The sequence below is a fragment of the Neisseria subflava genome, assembly GCF_024205745.1.
Lineage (GTDB): Bacteria > Pseudomonadota > Gammaproteobacteria > Burkholderiales > Neisseriaceae > Neisseria > Neisseria flavescens_B.
In genome coordinates this window covers 955,376-973,510 of sequence record NZ_CP073117.1, presented here as the reverse complement: position 1 = coordinate 973,510, position 18,135 = coordinate 955,376, and the positions used below count along the sequence as shown (strand labels likewise).

Sequence of the window (18,135 nt, the reverse complement as noted above, 5' to 3'; positions counted from 1 at the left end):
AGGGGACATCCATGCTCAAACAAGAAATCGAAATCATCAACAAACTCGGCCTGCACGCACGCGCCTCCAGCAAATTCACCCAAACCGCCTCCCAATTCCAAAGCGAAGTCTGGGTTACCAAAAACGGCAACCGCGTCAACGGCAAAAGCATCATGGGCCTGATGATGCTGGCCGCTGCCAAAGGTACCGTGATTGAGCTGGAAACAGAAGGCGCAGACGAAGCCGCCGCCATGCAGGCGTTGACCGACCTCATCAACGACTACTTCGGCGAGGGCGAATAATGAGCATCGTCCTACACGGTGTAGCCGCGGGCAAAGGCATTGCCATCGGCCACGCCCACCTCATCACGCGCGGCACAACGGAAGTCCTCCAATACGACATTGATCCCGACAAACTCGATGCCGAAGTTGCCCGTTTCGACAACGCCATCAAAGCCACGCGCAAAGAATTGGAACAGCTGCGCGGCGCGATTCCCGAAAACGCCCCGACCGAATTGGGCGCGTTCATCTCCCTGCACCTGATGCTGCTGACCGACGTTACCCTCTCGCGCGAACCCATCGACATTTTGCGCGAGCAGAAAATCAACGCCGAATGGGCATTGAAACAACAAAGCGACAAGCTTGCCGCCCAGTTCGACAGCATCGACGACGACTACCTGCGCGAACGCAAACAGGACATGCTTCAAGTCGTCCGCCGCATCCACAACAACCTTGTCGGCCAAAGCAACGAAATCAACCTCGCCGGCAACCTGTTTGACGACACCGTCCTCATCGCGCACGACCTCTCGCCTGCCGATACCGTATTGTTCAAAGAGCAGCACATTACCGCCTTCGTAACCGATGCCGGCGGCCCGACCAGCCATACCGCCATCTTGGGCCGCAGCCTCGACATTCCGTCCGTCATCGGCCTGCACAACGCCCGCAAACTCATCACCGAAAACGAAATCGTCATCGTCGACGGCATCAACGGCACCCTCATCATCGATCCCGACGAAGTCGTCCTCAACGAATACCGCCGCCTCGCCCGCGAATACCGCAGCCACAAGCGCGAACTCAACAAAATCAAAAAAACCGCCGCCACCACGGCCGACGGCATCAACATCGAACTTTTGGCCAACATCGAATCCGCCGAAGACATCAAAACCCTGCACAACTTCGGCGCAGACGGCGTCGGCCTGTTCCGCAGCGAATTTCTTTATCTCAACCGCGACACCATGCCGTCTGAAGACGAGCAATACGAAGTGTACAGCGCGATTGTGAAAAAGATGAAAGGCAAAAGCATCACCGTCCGCACCGTCGATTTGGGTGTCGATAAAAATCCGCGCTGGTTCGGCCAAAACAGCTCGCCCAACGGCAGCCTCAACCCCGCACTCGGCCTGACCGGCATCCGCCTGTGCCTCGCCGAGCCGGTCATGTTCCGCACCCAAATGCGCGCCATCCTCCGTGCCGCCGTCCACGGCCCCGTGCGCATGATGTGGCCGATGATTACGTCTATTTCCGAAGTGCGCCAATGCCTTATCCATCTGGACACGGCCCAACGCCAACTGACCGAACGCGACGAAGCCTTCGGACCGGTCAGCATCGGCTGCATGATTGAAATCCCGTCCGCCGCCATGACCGTCGGCAGCATCCTCAAGCTCGTCGATTTCATCTCCATCGGCACCAACGACCTGATTCAATACCTCCTGTCGGTCGACCGCGGCGACGACAGCGTCGGCCACCTCTACCAACCCGGCCACCCTGCCGTCCTCAAAACGCTGCAACACATCATCCGCACGGCAAACCGCATGGAAAAAGGCGTGTCCATCTGCGGCGAAATGGCCGGCGATACCGTCTTCACCCGACTGTTGCTCGGCATGGGCCTGCGCCGCTTCTCCATGAATCCCAACAACCTGCTTTCGGTTAAAAACATCATCCTGCACAGCCACACCGGTCATCTCGAAAACGATGCCGCCAAAATCCTGCGCTGCGAAGATCCGGAAAAAACCGAGAAGCTGATTAAAATCCTCAACCAAAGCGAACAGACGGAATCACAGGCCGTCTGAACCTCCGGCAAGGGCGTGTTTCGATACACGCCCTTTTTATTCGCCCCCATTTTGGGTTTACACCCGATTCTCCCTCAAGCCCCCTTCTCCCCTATTTCGCCATTTCAAAAACCAACCTTTTTCACTTTTCCCAAATACTGCTTACAGGCCGTCTGAAAAATATATGGCGCAAGTGAAATAAACGCTTTTATACCCACCCCAAAGGCCGTCTGAACCCCGATTACAAGGTTTCAGACGGCCTGCTGTACTCAACCGGATACCTTTTATTTTTTGCAATAAATGACCCTTTGCCTATTTCTTCCAGCTACTGCCCACTATGGCTTTAGGCACCCATATCATTCCTTTTCACTAATTCTTCAGTACAACCAAACACTATCCCTTTGTTTTAATAATGCAACTTTTTACTCTAAAATATGTCTATTTCTACGTTTACTTGAAAAAAGATTCAATACCTTGTAAATTTATAAAAAGATAATAGTTATCATCATATTCTAAAGGAATAATTTATGAGATTTACGCAACTTTCTGCTTTGATTGCCGCTGCAGCGTTATCAGTCGGCTCCGTATCCGCTTTTGCCAAACCCGTTCAGCTGACCGATACCGTCGGCCGTAAGGTAACCGTCGACCTGCCTGCCAAACGCGTGGTTTTGGGCTTCTATTACCAAGACTACATGGCCATCGGCGGTAAAACCGCGCTGGACAACGTCGTCGGTTTTTCCAAAGCAGTTTGGGCCGACTGGGCGCCGCCAAGCTGGGCGGCATTCAGCAAAGCCGTACCTAAACTGAATCAGCTGACCGACGTGGGCGAAGTGGAAGTCGGCACTTTCTCGATTGAGAAAGTATTGGCGCTGAAACCCGATTTGCTGGTTTTGGCCGAATGGCAATACAAGGCGTTGGGTTCCGATCTCGACCGCATCAACAAAGCCGGCATCCCCATCGTCGTGTTGGACTACAACGCGCAAACGGTCGCCAAACACGTTCAATCAACCAAGCTCATCGGCACGCTGACCGGCCAGCAGCAAAAAGCCGACAAACTGGCGGCAGACTACAAACGCGTCGCCGACACCATCCAAGCGCGCGTGCAAAAAGCCAACCTGCCCAAGCCTAAAGTCTATGTCGAGTTCGGTAACAAAGGCCCTTCAGAACACAGCGTTACCTTCGGCAAGAGCATGTGGGGTTCGATGGCGACGCTGGTCGGCGGCAACAATATCGCCGCTTCTTCGGTCGAATTCTACGGCCCGATCAACCCTGAAAAAGTCCTCGCCGCCAAACCCGACGTCATCGTGATTACCGGCCGCGAAACCGAATTGAAGAAAAGCCCGACCGCCATGGTGATGGGCTGGGGCATTCCGAAAGCCGAAGCGGAAAAACGCTTGGCAGGCTTTGCCAAACGCGCCGGCTGGGCCAACCTGCCTGCGATTAAAAACAACCGCCTCTACGCCGCCTACCACGCCAACTCGCGCACGCTGTCCGACAGCGCATCGATTCAGTTTATGGCCAAAGCGATTTATCCGCAGTTGTTTAAAGATTTCAACCCTGAGAAGACCTATCTGGACTTCTACCGCCAAAACCTGCCCGTCGTGCCGAACGGCACGTTCTACCTCTATCCGAAAGGACAATAAGGTAGTTTAGATTTTCAGACGGCCTTTTAAATCGTAAGGCCGTCTGAAATTTTTGCGGAAGAAAAAGGCAAACCTGTTCTCCCCTTTCACAACACTCTTTTTTAAAGGTTTGAAACATGAATGATTCGGTTGTCGCCGAGATTGTGAAAAACCAGCGCAAGTTGGAAGGCAAGCGTTGGTTGATTGTGTTGATGTTTTTAGTCATCGCCGCGGTCAGTTTCCTATTCGATATTGCCACCGGCCCTGCGATGACGGACACGCTGCCGGTCGGCGAAGTGGTCAATGTTTTGCTGGGCAAACCCGGAGTCGATGAAATGAACCGCCTGATTGTGATGGATCTGCGCCTGCCGATTGCGGTAATGGCCTTGGTAGTCGGCGCGGCTTTGGGTGTCGGCGGTGCGGAAATTCAAACGCTGTTGAACAACCCGATGGCCAGCCCTTATACGCTGGGCTTGGCGGCGGCGGCAGGTTTGGGCGCGTCGATGGTGATTGCGTTCGGCGGTTTCGGGCTGCCTGAAACGGTCGCCGTTCCTATCGGTGCGTTTGTGATGACCATGCTGGCTTCGGGCATCTTGTTTTTGTTTGCCTCGGCGCGCCGCTTCAATTCGGCGATGCTGGTGCTGGTGGGGATTGCGCTGTTGTTTCTGTTTCAGTCGATTTTGTCGCTGATTCAATTTATCGCCGCGCCTGAGATTTCGCAGCAGATTCTGTTTTGGCTGTTTGGCAGTTTAAACAAAGCAACTTGGGAGACGGTCATCGTTACGGCGGCGGTTACGGCGGTGTGCGTGTTTCTGCTTTCGCGCGATGTGTGGAAGCTGACTGCGCTGCGCTTGGGCGAAGAACGCGCCGTCGGGCTGGGCATCAATCTGCAATTTTTGCGCCTGAAAACGCTGGTATTGGTGGCGGTAATGACGGCGACGGCCATCAGTTTTGTCGGCGTGATCGGCTTTATCGGCTTGGTCGCGCCGCATGTGGCGCGGATTCTTTTGGGCGAAGACCAACGTTTCTTCCTGCCCGGCGCGATGCTGGCAGGGGCGGCGTTTTTATCGGTGGCGAGCGTGTTGTCCAAGGTGATTATCCCGGGCGCGCTGTTTCCGGTGGGCATCGTTACGTCGTTTGTCGGCGTGCCGTTCTTCTTCTGGATTGTATTAACGAAACGATAGGCCATCTGAAATGTTGAAACTTGAAAATGTCCATATCCGGCGTGGCGATTATGTGGTCGCCGACAGTATCGATTTGACGCTGGAACAAGGCAAAGTCTATTCCGTGCTCGGCCCGAACGGCACGGGCAAATCCTCGCTGATGAAAACGATTTTTGGCGAAGTAGCGCACAAAGGCACCATCCGCTACGGCGACGAAGTGTTGAGCAAAATCCACCTGCAAAGCTGGCGCAAACGCATAGGCTATATGCCGCAGGACACCGCCGCCGAAGCCTCGCTGACCGCGCTGGAAGTCGTGTTGCTCGGCCGCATGGACGCGCTGCACATGCACGTCGGCGACGAACTACTGCACGAAGCCGCAAGTATCATGGCGGAGCTGGGCATCGGCCATCTGGCGCACCGCGACGTCATGCGGCTTTCCGGCGGACAGCGGCAGCTCGTCATGTTCGCCCAAGTCATGCTGCGCCGCCCCGAAATCCTAATGCTGGACGAACCAGTCAGCGCGCTGGATATGCACCACCAGTTGAACCTCTTGGAGCGCGTGGTGCAATACACGCACGAACACAATCTGGTTACGTTGATGGTGTTACATGATTTGAGCCTCGCCGCACAGTTTTCAGACGGCGTGATTCTGCTCGGCGAAGGCAAAGTACAGGCGCAGGGCGCGCCGCAGGACGTATTGCAGGCAGACATGATAGGCAGGCTGTATAAAGTGGACATCGAGCTCTTATACGACAGCAAAGGCCTGCCCGTTATCCGCCCGATGCGGCAATCCTAGCTGGTAAATCTGCCACCAAGAAACCAGCCACGCAATCATTTTATACTCTTCACAAAAAGGACTTTCCCATGAAAAAATCACTCTTCCTCCTGATGCTGACCGCTTCCCTGAGCGCATACGCCGCCAACCACGAAATCAAAATGCTCGACAACGGCAAAGACGGCAGCATGGTGTTCGAGCCAGGCTACGTCAATGCCAAAGTCGGCGATACTGTTACCTTCAAAGCTACTAACAGCGGACACTGGGTACAAAGCAAAGCCCTGCCTGACGGCGTTGCCGACTTCCTTTCCGAAGACGGCAAAGACTTCACGCTCAAGCTCGACAAAGAAGGCGTGTACGTCTATACCTGCCCGCCGCACCGCATGATGAACATGAGCGGCGTAATTCAGGTCGGCAAACCGGTGAACAAAGCCAAAGCACAAGCCGTTGTCGATGAAATGGAAAACCGCGCCATGCAAAGCAAAGGCCGTCTGAAAAAATATATGGCGCAAGTGAAGTAAACGCGTTTATACCTGCATTAAAGGCCGTCTGAAACCTTTCAGACGGCCTATTTCCTTTGCGTAAAACACGCATCAAAGCTATATCTTCCGTTTCAGTTTCCGATAAAATAGGCCTATTCCGACACAAGACCCGTAAGCATGATACGCCGCCTTTACGCCACGCTGTGGCACCTCGCCCCCTTCCTGATCCGCCGCCACCTGCGTCGCCGCGCCCTCAAATCCCCAGCCTATCTCGAGCATTGGGACGAGCGTTTCGGGCAGGCGTATCCCAATCCCGTGCAACGCCCGATTTGGATACACGCCGTATCCGTCGGCGAAACGCGTGCGGCCGAGCCTTTGGTGCAGGCATTGCGCCGCCATTTTCCCGACTCGCCGTTTCTGATTACCCAAATGACGCCGACCGGCCGCGCCACCGCGCAATCCCTGTTCCCCGATGCGCAATGCCGTTACCTGCCCTACGACAAATCCGAATGGGTCGCCCGATTTTTAGCCGAACACCGCCCCATCTGCGGCATTTTGATGGAAACCGAAATCTGGCCCAACCTGATGCACGGCTGCCAAAAAGCAGGTATTCCCCTCTTTTTGGCCAACGCGCGCCTCTCCGAAAAATCCCAACGCGGCTACCTCAAAATCCGCAAGCTGGTCGAGCCTGCCATGCAGACCCTCTCCGGCTGCTTTGCCCAAACCGCCGCCGATGCCGAACGCCTGCACCTCATCGGCGCATCCAACGTCCACGTCTGCGGCAACACCAAATACGACATCGCGCCCCCCGACGACTCGCGCCCGCTTGCCGCCGCCTTTAAAGAACGCATCGGCGCACGAGCCGTCGTCGTCTGCGCCAGCACGCGCGTGTACAAAGGCACAGACGAAGCCGAGCTGCTCCTCAAAGCATGGCAGGGCTACCGCGGCAATGCCTTGCTGGTCATCGTCCCGCGCCACCCTGAAAACTTTCAGACGGCCTACGATACCGCCAAATCGCTTGGTTATACCGTCCAAAAACGCAGCGACGGACAACCCGTTTCCCCCGATACACAAGTTTGGATAGGCGACAGCATGGGCGAACTTGCCGCCTACTACCTCAGCGCGGACATTGCCTTCGTTGGCGGCAGCCTCGTTGATGCCGGCTGCCAAAACATTATCGAACCCATCTCCTGCCGCGTCCCCACCCTCTTCGGCTACTCCAACTACAACTTCGCCCAAGCCTGCAAAGGCGCAGTCGAAGCCAAAGCCGCCGTCCGCGTCGAAACCGCCGAAGCCTGGTACAGAACCACGCGCCAATACCTCGACGATGAAACGCTGCGACAACAGCTGATCAGCCACACCGAGCAATTCATTTCGCAACACCAAGGCGCCAGTGCCAAAATTGCCAAAGCAATTGCAGATTGTTTGAATCAGCGTTAGCCCAATCCCTCCAAACAACTCTACACTAAAAAGGCCGTCTGAAACCCCAATTTTTTGGGTTTCAGACGGCCTTTTCTCAACCTACAAACTTAGCGTCCTGCTTTCAACACGCGGCGTGCAAACACGAACATACCGAAAACAAAAAACGCCAAGCCCAGCCATTTGGCGGCCGTATCCCAGTTTTCCAGGTTCAGGGCCAAAGGTGCATCCGAACCGCCGTTGGTTACGGAGAAGGCGATGATAAACGCCATAATCACACCGATCAGACTCTCGCCGACAATCAAACCGGCGGAGAACAGCGTACCGATACGTTCCGCATTTTTCAGACGGCCTTCACGGTTTTCTTGACGGCGGGCGATGACGGATTTCAACACAGCCGCCAATACCGCGCCGATCACAATCGGCATATTTATAGACGGCGGCAGGTAAATGCCCATGCCCACGGCCAATACCGGCAAAGCGCGCTTGCCGCCGGAAGATTTGCGCAATGTGAAATCGACCGCAATCAACGCCACGCCGATGCCCACGCCGGTGAAAATATAATCCCATTGCAGATTGTGCGAGAAAATACCTTGGGCGATGGTGGTCATCAAAGTTGCCTGAGGCGCGGCAAGGGCTTGAGCCGCATCCATGCCTTCACGCGGCATCGCGCCGGTAAAGCCGTAGGCTTCATACAAAAGCTCCAACACAGGCGAAATCACCACGGCACCGACAACGCAGCCGACAATCAGCGCAACCTGCTGTTTCCAAGGTGTTGCTTTTACCAGATAACCCGTTTTCAAATCCTGCAGGTTGTCATTGGAAATCGAAGCCACACAAATCACGGACGCGCCGCAAAACAGCGTCAACGCCAGCAGGAATTTGCGGTTTGCCTCGTCCGCCATCAAGCCGCCGGATTCGCCGACCAACAGCAACACCAGCGAAATGATAACGATAGAGACGATACCCACACCCGAAATCGGGCTGGAAGACGAACCGACCAAACCGGCCATATAACCACAAGCCGCAGCCACCAAAAAGCCGATAATCGAAGCCAGCAGCGTACATACGACCACCAACAGCCAAGCCAAACCGCCGGAAATATGCGAGTCGCCGATAAAGTGGAAGAAAGACACGCCCAACACCAGCATCATCGCCAACACCCAGGCAATCATCGCCTTAGGCGACAAATCCTGTTCCGTCCGTTCGGTCATCTGCGCACCGCCGAAATTGCGGAAAGACAGGCGCATACCCTCGACCATCGGTTTCATCAAAGTCAACAGCGTCCAAATAGCCGCGATACCGATCGTACCCGCGCCGATAAAACGGACTTTTTCCTTCCACAAAGACATCGCAAAAGGAATCATCTCCATATCGGCAGGTTGCGGAATATGCGCCGACAAATAAGGCACGGCCACGCCCCAGGCAATCGAAATACCCAGCAAAATCGCGATACCGCCGGTCAGGCCGACCAAATAGCCCGCGCCCAGCAAGGCCAAAGAAAAGCCCATCGGCACTTGGAACACCGACGCGCCGCCTTTAAACCAAAAGCTCGCGCTGTCGGCCACCACGCGCAAACCGCTTGCGCAGAAGCTCATCAAACCGGCCAGTGCGCCGCCCGACACCAATTCCTTGATACCGCTGCCGCCTTCCTGTTGGTCCGCATCATGGTCGCCGACCTTCAAAATCTCAGCCGCCGCCACACCTTCCGGATAAGGCAAATCGCTCTTCACCACCATCGCATAACGCAAAGGCACAGTGAAAATCACGCCCAAAATACCACCGGACATACACAGCAGCGTTGTCTGCCAAAACGGAAAGCCCGCCCAATAACCGGCCATCAGCAAACCCGGCAAGATAAAAATAATACTGGAGAGCGTACCCGCGGCCGAAGCCTGAGTCTGCACCATATTATTTTCCAGAATATTGCTGCCTTTAAAAAACTTCAAAACCGCCATCGAAATTACCGCAGCCGGAATCGAAGACGCAAAAGTCAGGCCCACCTTCAAGCCCAAATACACATTGGATGCCGTAAAAATCACCGTAATCAACGCGCCGAGTATCATCCCCCGCAACGTCAGTTCACGGAAACTCGCATAAGGATCAACCGCCTGTTTCATAAAAATCTTCCTGTATCAGGTAAACAATCAAATCAAAACTTTTCAGACGGCCTTTTGATACATCCATCAGGCCGTCTGAAAAGCCTCTCTCTTACCATTGTAATGAACTATCCGACTACACGCAAAAGCCCTATTTATTTTCATTTGACACCAAACAATAAAATCATATCAATACAGACGTTTGGGGCAGTTTATCGGTTTCAGGTAAAATAACGCCAAATTCATCAACCGTTCAGAAAGCCGCTGCCATGTATTCACTCGTCCGCCCCATCCTGTTCCGTTTCGATGCAGAAAAGGCCCATCATTTCACGCTCAACAGTTTGCGTACCGCCGAAAAATTCGGCCTGCTGCCCAAGGTGGACGGCCACACCCGGCCAACCGAGCTGATGGGTTTGCAGCTGCCCAATCCGGTCGGCTTGGCGGCGGGTTTGGACAAAAACGGCGAGTGTATCGATGCGTTTGCCGCTTTGGGTTTCGGCTTTGTCGAAATCGGCACGGTAACGCCCAAGCCGCAGCCGGGTAATCCGCAGCCGCGCCTTTTCCGCGTTCCCGAACACCAAGGTATCATCAACCGCATGGGTTTCAACAACCATGGCATCGACGCGATGATCCGTAACATTGAAAACAGCCGCTTTAAAGGCATTTTAGGCATCAACATCGGTAAAAATGCCGTTACGCCGATTGAAAACGCGGCCGATGATTATCTGATTTGCTTGGAAAAAGCCTACGCCCACGCGAGCTACATCACGGTCAATATTTCCTCACCCAATACGAAAAACCTGCGCGCCTTGCAAGGCGGCGACGAGTTGAGCGCATTGTTGGAAGCCTTGAAAAACAAACAGGCGCAACTGGCGGCCGCACATGGCAAATATGTGCCGCTGGCGGTTAAAATCGCGCCGGATTTGGACGAGGCGCAAATCGACGACATCGCCCATGTGGTCAAATCCGTAGAAATGGACGGCATCATCGCCACCAACACGACCATCGACAAATCAAGCTTGGGCAGCCATCCGCTCGCTGGCGAACAAGGCGGCTTGAGCGGCTTGCCCGTACGCGAGAAAAGCAATCAGGTGTTGAAACTTTTGGCAGAACGCATTGACGGCAAGCTGCCGATTATCGGCGTCGGCGGCATCATGAACGGCGCGGACGCGGCAGAAAAAATCCGTTTGGGCGCTAGTGCGGTGCAGGTGTACAGCGGTTTGATTTATCGCGGCCCTGAGTTGATTAAAGAGTGTTTGGCTGCGTTGAAATAATACTTTTCCAAAAATAAGGCCGTCTGAAATCTTTCAGACGGCCTTTTGCTATGCTTTCATTCTTCAAACAGATTGCCTTGTGCCAATAAGGTTTTGACCGGTGCGAAATTGCGGCGGTGTTCCGGCAAGACGCCGTATTGTTTCAAAGCGGCCAAATGTTGCGCCGTGCCGTAGCCTTTGTGGCGGTCAAACCCGTATTGCGGATAGCGTTTCGCCAATTCATACATTTCCGCATCGCGCGCGGTTTTGGCCAAAACCGAAGCGGCGGAAATTTCGATGATTTTGCTGTCTCCTTTGACCACGGCTTCGGCAGGGACATTCAAATCTTTCGGCACACGGTTGCCGTCTATCCACACTTTGTCGGGCACGACCGACAGCCCCTCGACTGCGCGCTTCATAGCAGCCATGGTTGCGTGCAGGATGTTCAGTTGCAGGATTTCGTCGGGGTCGGCAAAGGCAATGCTCCACGCAACCGCCTGTTCCTTAATCATCTGCGCCAACATATCGCGCTTTTTTTCGCTCAGCTTTTTTGAGTCGGTCAAACCCGGCAGGTCAAAATGTTCCGGCAAAATCACTGCCGCCGCAAATACGCTGCCAACCAAAGGGCCGCGTCCCGCTTCGTCCACGCCTGCGCTTAAAACCGTCGCCATTTCTTCACCGCCTGTCTGATTCAAAGCCACCATTATATCCGCTTGCGGCAGAGAAATTCTGCAATAGTTCAAACCGTTTGGGAGTGGTTCAAATTTCATCTGCTTTACCAATCAGTTATAATTTACATCCCCACATACCTAATACGTCTTACAACATGCCTGCCCAATCCGAACGCCTCCATTTTTCCGAACGCTGGCTCAACGCCTACGAACGCTACCGCTATCGCCGCCATATCCACGCCTTCCGCCTCGGCTTGGCGATCGTGTTCTCTACCCTGTTGGCCAAAGTCTTCCACCTGCAACACGGCGAATGGATCGGCATGACCGTCTTTGTCGTCCTCGGCATGCTGCAATTCCAAGGCGCGATTTACTCCAAAGCAGTCGAACGCATGCTCGGCACGGCCATCGGTTTGGGCGTCGGTTTGGCCGTTTTATGGTTGAACCAACATTATTTGCAAAACGGCGTTTTCTTCTATCTGATTATCGGTGCCGCCAGCGCAGTGGCCGGTTGGTCTGCGGTCGGCAAAAACGGTTATGTCGCCATGCTTGCCGGTTTGACCATGTGCATGCTCATCGGCGACAGCAGCCACCACTGGCTCGACAGCGGCCTGATGCGTGCCATGAACGTTTTGATTGGTGCCGCCATCGCCATTGCCGCCGCCAAACTCCTGCCCCTGCGCTCCACCCTGATGTGGCGCTTCATGCTTGCCGACAACCTCACCGACTGCGCCAAAATGATTGCCGAAATCAGCAACGGCAAGCGCATGACGCGCGAACGTTTGGAACAAAACATGATTAAAATGCGCAAAATCAACGCCCGCATGGTCAAAAGCCGCAGCCATCTGGCCGCCACATCCGGCGAAAGCCACATCAGCAGCAATATGATGGAAGCCATGCAGCATGCCCACCGCAAAATCGTCACCACCACCGAGCTGCTCCTGACCACCGCCGCCAAACTGCGCGCGCCCACGCTCAACGAAAGCGAAATCCGCCTGCTCGACCGCCATTTCAACCAACTCCAACGCGAGCTGCGCCTGACCGTCCGCCTCATCAAAGGCCACTACGCCCGCCGTATCCGCATCGATACTTCGCTCAATACCGAACTAAGCAAACCGGCCGCCCGCCTGCATTACGACTGGCAGGGCTTCCTCTGGCTCAGTACCAATATGCGTAACGAAATCGCCGCATTGGTGATCCTGTTGCAACGTTCGCGCAATAAATGGTTGGACAAAAAAGAGTTGCAACGCCTGAAAGAACACCTGCGCAACGATACCGATCCGAAGCAACAATAGGCCGTCTGAAAAACACAAACTCAAAATAAAAGGGAATTAACTGCCGATGACATCGGCCAATAAAAAAGGCCGTCTGAAACCCAATGGTTCAGACGGCCTTTCAATCAATCCAATTAACAATAAATGCCGCATAAAGCAAAATCCCCTGCGATTGCAGGGGATTTTTATATTTGGTTGCGGGAGCAGGATTCGAACCTACGACCTTCGGGTTATGAGCCCGACGAGCTACCATGCTGCTCCATCCCGCGTCTGGAGTTGTAACTATACGGAAAGACGGAATCGCTGTCAAGTGTTTTTGACAGAAAATGCGAAAAACGCCGCTTTACAAAAAACCGTCAGCATGGTTTAATTTTCGTTAATAAAGAAACAGGGGTGCTGCTTTCAAACCGAGCGGCTGAGAAATACCCTTTACACCCGAACAGGATAATACCTGCGTGGGGAGTTTCGGCAAATGTGATTTTAAACGGTTGATTGAAGCTATCCACAAGGCCGTCTGAAAAAAAAAGCAATGCTCCTGTTTCTATTTTATAACCGAGAAACAGGAGCAATTTTTTATGACTACCGCTAAAAAAACCGGCGATGAGGCGCGCCGTCTTTCCGACTTGAGCGAAGACATCGGCATCCGCTTCCAATATCCCAATTCCGACCGCGTCTATATCCCGGGCAGCCGCGCCGACATCCGCGTGCCTTTGCGCGAAATCCGTCAGGACGACACCTACACGGCGCAAGGTACGGAAGCCAATCCGCCAATTCCGGTGTACGACACCAGCGGCGCATACGGCGATCCGGCGGCACACATCGATCTGAAACAAGGTTTGCCGCACGTCCGCACCGCATGGCTGGAGGAACGAGACGACACCGAAATCCTGCCCAAGCTTTCCAGCGAATACGGCACCGAACGCGCACACGATCCGAAAACCGCCCATCTGCGCTTCAACCAAATCACCCGCCCGCGCCGTGCCAAAGCAGGCCGCAATGTAACCCAGCTCCACTACGCCCGCCAAGGCATCATCACGCCGGAAATGGAGTTTGTCGCCATACGCGAACGCATGAAGCTGGACGAACTTTTCAGACGGCCTGAATACGCCAAGCTCTTGAAACAACACGCAGGACAAAGTTTCGGTGCGAATATCCCGACCCATCCCGACCAAATCACACCCGAATTTGTGCGCCAAGAAATCGCCGCCGGACGCGCGATTATCCCTGCCAACATCAACCATCCCGAACTCGAACCGATGATTATCGGCCGCAACTTCCGTGTCAAAATCAACGGCAACTTGGGCAACTCCGCCGTCACTTCCAGCCTGACCGAAGAAGTCGAAAAAATGGTGTGGTCGCTGCGTTGGGGCGCAGACACGATTATGGACTTATCCACAGGCGCACACATCCACGAAACGCGCGAATGGATTATCCGTAATGCGCCCGTCCCCATCGGTACCGTGCCTATTTACCAAGCGTTGGAAAAAACCGGCGGCATCGCCGAAGACCTGACTTGGGATTTGGTGCGCGATACCTTAATCGAGCAGGTGGAACAAGGCGTGGATTATTTCACCCTGCACGCAGGCGTATTGCTGCGTTATGTACCGATGACCGCCAACCGCCTCACCGGCATCGTATCGCGCGGCGGCTCCATCATGGCGAAATGGTGCCTTGCCCATCATCAGGAAAACTTCCTCTACACACATTTCGATGAAATTTGCGAAATCATGAAAGCCTACGACGTGTCGTTCAGCCTCGGCGACGGACTGCGCCCCGGCTGCATTGCCGATGCCAACGACGAATCCCAATTTGCCGAATTGCACACCTTGGGCGAATTGACCGCCAAAGCGTGGGAACACGACGTCCAAGTCATGATCGAAGGCCCAGGCCATGTACCGTTGCAACGCGTGAAAGAAAACATGACCGAAGAGCTGCAACACTGCTTTGAAGCGCCTTTCTACACACTCGGCCCGCTCGTTACCGACATCGCCCCCGGCTACGATCACATCACCTCGGGTATAGGCGCGACCAATATCGGCTGGTACGGCACAGCCATGCTCTGCTACGTGACCCCGAAAGAGCATCTCGGCCTGCCCGACAAAGAAGACGTGCGTACCGGCATCATCACCTACAAACTCGCCGCCCACGCCGCCGACCTCGCCAAAGGCTGGCCGGGCGCACAGTTGCGCGACAACGCCCTGAGCAAGGCGCGTTTCGAGTTCCGCTGGCGCGACCAATTCCGCTTAAGCCTCGACCCCGAACGCGCCGAGAGCTTCCACGACGAAACCCTGCCCGCCGAAGGCGCAAAAATCGCCCACTTCTGCTCGATGTGCGGCCCCAAATTCTGCTCGATGAAAATCACGCAGGAAGTGCGCGACTACGCCGACAAGCAAAAAGCCCAACGGCAAGGCATGGAAGAAAAAGCGATTGAGTTCGTCAAAAAAGGAGCGAAGCTTTACAGTTAAAACGTAACGCAAGAAAAGGCCGTCTGAAAATGTTTCAGACGGCCTTTTTAGCGAATAGTCTTTAAACGCCCTCCGGCTGTTTATTTTTCCACCCTGCGGAAATGGTGCGGACGGAAGCCGAGCGCGGCGAGGGAAACAAAGTAAAGACCGCCGCCCAAGGCAATCAGGACGCAGAGTTGGCCTGCTTTTTTAAAGCCACCGACGTGCACCCATTCAAACGGCAGATAATATTGCGCCAGCCACAAACCGCCACCCATGACGACCAAAGAGATGACCATTTTGACCAAAAACGCCGCCCATCCTTTACCGGGGCGGTAGATGCCGTGTTTGCGTAAAAGGAAAAACAGCAAGCCTGCATTCAGACACGCGCCCAAACCGATAGCGAGGGACAGGCCGACGTGTTTGAGCGGTGAAATGAAGGCAAGGTTCATCAACTGCGTGCAAATCAGCGTGAAAATAGCGACCTTAACGGGGGTTTTGATGTTTTGGCGCGCGTAGAATCCGGGTGCCAACACTTTAATCATAATCAGACCGATCAAGCCGAAGGAGTAGGCAATCAGCGCGTGTTCGGTCATTTGCGCGTCGTGCAGCGTAAACTCACGGTACATGAACAAGGTCGTAACCAGAGGGAAAGACAACACGGCAAGGCCGACGGCGGCAGGCAGGGTCAGCAGCATACACAAGCGCAAACCCCAGTCGAGCAGGCCGGAAAACTGCTCGGTATCCTGACTGGCGGCGTGTTTAGACAAGGTAGGCAATAAGATTGTACCGAGTGCCACGCCCAAAACGCCGGTAGGCAATTCCATCAGTCGATCGGCGTAATACATCCATGACACGCTGCCGGACTGCAAAAACGAGGCAAAAATGGTGTTGATAACCAAGGAAATCTGCGCCACGCTCACGCCCAAAATAGCCGGCCCCATCTGTTTCATCACGCGGTTGACCGCTGCGTCTTTAAAGCTGAGTTTGGGCATTTTCAAGAAGCCCAGTTTCGCCAACCAAGGCAGTTGGAACACCAGCTGCAACACGCCGCCGACAAATACCGCCCACGCCAAAGCCATAACAGGCGGATCGAAATACGGTATGAAAAACAGGGAAAAGACGATAAAGGAGATGTTCAAAAATGTCGGTGTGAAGGCGGGAATGCCGAATTTATGATAGGAATTGAGTATCGAACCGACAAAAGAGGATAGTGAAATCAATAAAATATAAGGAAACGTTACCCGCAGCAGGTCGATGGAAAGCTGAAACTTATCGGCATCTTTGGCAAAACCGGGCGCGGAAACATAAATCACCCACGGCGCAGCAAGTATGCCCAGCGCAGTCACAATGACCAACACAAACGACAACATACCGGCCACATGACGCACAAATGCCTGCGTGGCTTCGGGTGAGCGGGTTTCTTTGTATTCCGCCAAAATCGGCACGAAGGCTTGGGCAAACGCGCCCTCTGCGAACACGCGCCGCAATAGGTTGGGCAGTTTGAACGCGACAAAAAACGCATCCGTCGCCATGCCTGCACCAAACGCACGGGCAATAATCGTATCGCGCACAAAGCCCAAAATGCGCGATACCATTGTCAGGCTGCCAACCTTGGCCAAGGCTCCCAATAAATTCATGTATTTTCCTTACTTGTCTTTCAGGCCGTCTGAAAATCCGGCTTCTTCCAATACTGCCGCCGCCGCCAATGCCGCCGTATCTTTTTTCAACAGCAGATGCAAGGCGTGGAAATCCTGTTCCAACGCAGCCACGGCTTCAGGGTGGTCATACCAGTCTGCCACGGCCTGCGCCAGTTTTTCAGGGACAGCATCATGTTGCAGCAACTCGGGAACGGCGGCTTTATCCAACAGAATATTGGGCAAACCGACATGCGGCACTTTGATTTTGTTTTTCACATACGCATAAGTCAGCGGCGAAATTTTGTAGCTGATGACCATAGGCCGCTTGCACAAGGCCACTTCCAAAGTCGCCGTACCGCTGGTAACCAATACCACGTCGGCAGCGGTGCAAACCGTATCCGACTGCTTGTCGGTCAACGTAATGGGAAGGGCTGAGAACTCAGGTTGCGCCAAAATTTCGCTAATGCGTTTGCGCGTTGCAGCCGTTGCCACCGGCAGCAAAAACTGTGCCTGCGGATAACGTTTCAGCAGCAATAAGGCCGTCTGAAAAAACACCGCCGCCATGTAATCGATTTCGCTCACGCGGCTGCCGGGCAATATGGCAAACACAGGCACGTCCGCAGGCACACCCAGCTTCTGCCGCGCCGCCGCCCTATCCGCTTCCACCGGCATGGTTTGCGCCATCGGATGGCCGACAAATTCGGCCTTACCACCGGCATCGATATATAGCTGTGGCTCCATCGGAAACAGGCACAACACGCGGTTGACCTGATGCACGATTTTATTGACCCGTTCGCGCCGCCACGCCCAAACCGACGGGCTGACGTAATGAATGGTATGAATGCCTGCCTGCTTGAGTTTTTCCGCCACGCCGAGATTGAAGTCCGGCGCATCGATGCCGATAAACACATCCGGCTTGAGGCGGATTAAATCGCTCACTAGCCCTTTGCGAATTTTCAAAATCTGCGGCAGGCGTTTGATGACCTCAACAAAACCGCGCACCGCCAACTTTTCCTGATCGTACAAACTCTCGAAACCCTCCGCCTTCATGCGCTCGCCGCCGATGCCGGTAAACCGCGCGTTCGGGCAACGCGCCTTAATGGCACGGATTAAATGTGCGCCGAGCAAGTCGCCGGAAGCTTCGCCGACGCTGATGGCGATAAGGGGGGAAGAATTGGGGTTCATGTTGTTGAGGTTCGGAAGCTAAAAGATTTTGTGGCGGACATTTGCCCGCCCGTTTTCAAACGGCATCGGCAGTAAACGGACAGGAAAC

The 18,135-nt window shown here is 54.4% G+C and carries 14 protein-coding genes, 1 tRNA gene and 1 riboswitch; of the genes, 10 read left to right on the top strand and 5 right to left on the bottom strand.

What is annotated here, in order from left to right; genetic code table 11:
• Positions 1 to 11: 11 nt before the first annotated feature.
• From KCG55_RS04790 to waaA, 7 genes are all read left to right on the top strand, one after another.
• On the top strand, positions 12 to 281 hold the full coding sequence (locus KCG55_RS04790; RefSeq protein ID WP_003683718.1) for an HPr family phosphocarrier protein: 270 nt from the start codon (positions 12 to 14) through the stop codon (positions 279 to 281).
• Positions 281 to 2,044, top strand: coding sequence for a phosphoenolpyruvate--protein phosphotransferase (gene ptsP, locus KCG55_RS04785; protein ID WP_254323534.1), 1,764 nt, complete (start codon positions 281 to 283; stop codon positions 2,042 to 2,044). Before KCG55_RS04790 ends, ptsP begins: the two co-directional genes overlap by 1 nt.
• 506 nt (positions 2,045 to 2,550) lie before the next feature.
• The gene (locus tag KCG55_RS04780) at positions 2,551 to 3,666 is read left to right on the top strand and encodes an ABC transporter substrate-binding protein (protein WP_254323533.1); all 1,116 of its coding nucleotides are present in this window, start codon (positions 2,551 to 2,553) and stop codon (positions 3,664 to 3,666) included.
• Positions 3,667 to 3,782: 116 nt separating this feature from the next.
• Positions 3,783 to 4,829, top strand: coding sequence for a FecCD family ABC transporter permease (locus KCG55_RS04775; protein ID WP_254323532.1), 1,047 nt, complete (start codon positions 3,783 to 3,785; stop codon positions 4,827 to 4,829).
• A gap of 10 nt (positions 4,830 to 4,839) precedes the next feature.
• Positions 4,840 to 5,604 carry an ABC transporter ATP-binding protein gene (locus KCG55_RS04770; RefSeq protein WP_049328808.1) on the top strand — a complete coding sequence of 255 codons (765 nt, stop codon included), beginning with the start codon at positions 4,840 to 4,842 and terminating at the stop codon, positions 5,602 to 5,604.
• Between the two features lie 68 nt (positions 5,605 to 5,672).
• Positions 5,673 to 6,104: a plastocyanin/azurin family copper-binding protein gene (locus tag KCG55_RS04765; RefSeq protein WP_063068540.1), complete on the top strand. Its 432-nt coding sequence runs from the start codon at positions 5,673 to 5,675 to the stop codon at positions 6,102 to 6,104.
• Between the two features lie 138 nt (positions 6,105 to 6,242).
• Positions 6,243 to 7,505: a lipid IV(A) 3-deoxy-D-manno-octulosonic acid transferase gene (waaA, locus tag KCG55_RS04760; protein WP_254323531.1), complete on the top strand. Its 1,263-nt coding sequence runs from the start codon at positions 6,243 to 6,245 to the stop codon at positions 7,503 to 7,505.
• Positions 7,506 to 7,594: 89 nt separating this feature from the next.
• On the opposite strand, the gene KCG55_RS04755 is transcribed toward waaA, so the two are convergent.
• On the bottom strand, positions 7,595 to 9,604 hold the full coding sequence (locus KCG55_RS04755) for an OPT family oligopeptide transporter (RefSeq protein WP_254323530.1): 2,010 nt from the start codon (positions 9,602 to 9,604) through the stop codon (positions 7,595 to 7,597).
• A 248-nt stretch (positions 9,605 to 9,852) separates the two neighbouring features.
• On the opposite strand from KCG55_RS04755, the gene KCG55_RS04750 reads away from it, so the two are divergent.
• Entirely contained in the window at positions 9,853 to 10,857 is a 1,005-nt protein-coding gene (locus tag KCG55_RS04750) for a quinone-dependent dihydroorotate dehydrogenase (protein ID WP_254323529.1), read from the top strand.
• A gap of 56 nt (positions 10,858 to 10,913) precedes the next feature.
• On the opposite strand, the gene rnhB is transcribed toward KCG55_RS04750, so the two are convergent.
• Positions 10,914 to 11,507: a ribonuclease HII gene (gene rnhB, locus KCG55_RS04745; RefSeq protein WP_254323633.1), complete on the bottom strand. Its 594-nt coding sequence runs from the start codon at positions 11,505 to 11,507 to the stop codon at positions 10,914 to 10,916.
• A 155-nt stretch (positions 11,508 to 11,662) separates the two neighbouring features.
• Between rnhB and KCG55_RS04740 the strand changes: the two genes are divergently transcribed.
• Positions 11,663 to 12,799 (top strand): FUSC family protein, encoded by a 1,137-nt coding sequence (locus tag KCG55_RS04740; protein WP_254323528.1) that lies wholly within the window; start codon positions 11,663 to 11,665, stop codon positions 12,797 to 12,799.
• A 171-nt stretch (positions 12,800 to 12,970) separates the two neighbouring features.
• On the opposite strand, the gene KCG55_RS04735 is transcribed toward KCG55_RS04740, so the two are convergent.
• Positions 12,971 to 13,047, bottom strand: a tRNA-Met gene (locus tag KCG55_RS04735).
• A 110-nt stretch (positions 13,048 to 13,157) separates the two neighbouring features.
• Positions 13,158 to 13,257: riboswitch (TPP riboswitch) on the top strand.
• A gap of 96 nt (positions 13,258 to 13,353) precedes the next feature.
• Here KCG55_RS04735 and thiC point away from each other — a divergent pair.
• Positions 13,354 to 15,243, top strand: a complete 1,890-nt coding sequence (gene thiC, locus KCG55_RS04730) for a phosphomethylpyrimidine synthase ThiC (protein WP_254323527.1) — start codon at positions 13,354 to 13,356, stop codon at positions 15,241 to 15,243.
• 80 nt (positions 15,244 to 15,323) lie between these two features.
• Here thiC and murJ read toward each other — a convergent pair whose 3' ends face one another.
• Both murJ and lpxB read right to left on the bottom strand, forming a co-directional pair.
• Complete coding sequence (gene murJ / locus KCG55_RS04725; protein ID WP_254323526.1) at positions 15,324 to 16,862, bottom strand: murein biosynthesis integral membrane protein MurJ; 1,539 nt, start codon at positions 16,860 to 16,862, stop codon at positions 15,324 to 15,326.
• A 9-nt stretch (positions 16,863 to 16,871) separates the two neighbouring features.
• The gene (gene lpxB, locus KCG55_RS04720) at positions 16,872 to 18,047 is read right to left on the bottom strand and encodes a lipid-A-disaccharide synthase (protein WP_254323525.1); all 1,176 of its coding nucleotides are present in this window, start codon (positions 18,045 to 18,047) and stop codon (positions 16,872 to 16,874) included.
• Positions 18,048 to 18,135: the final 88 nt, after the last annotated feature.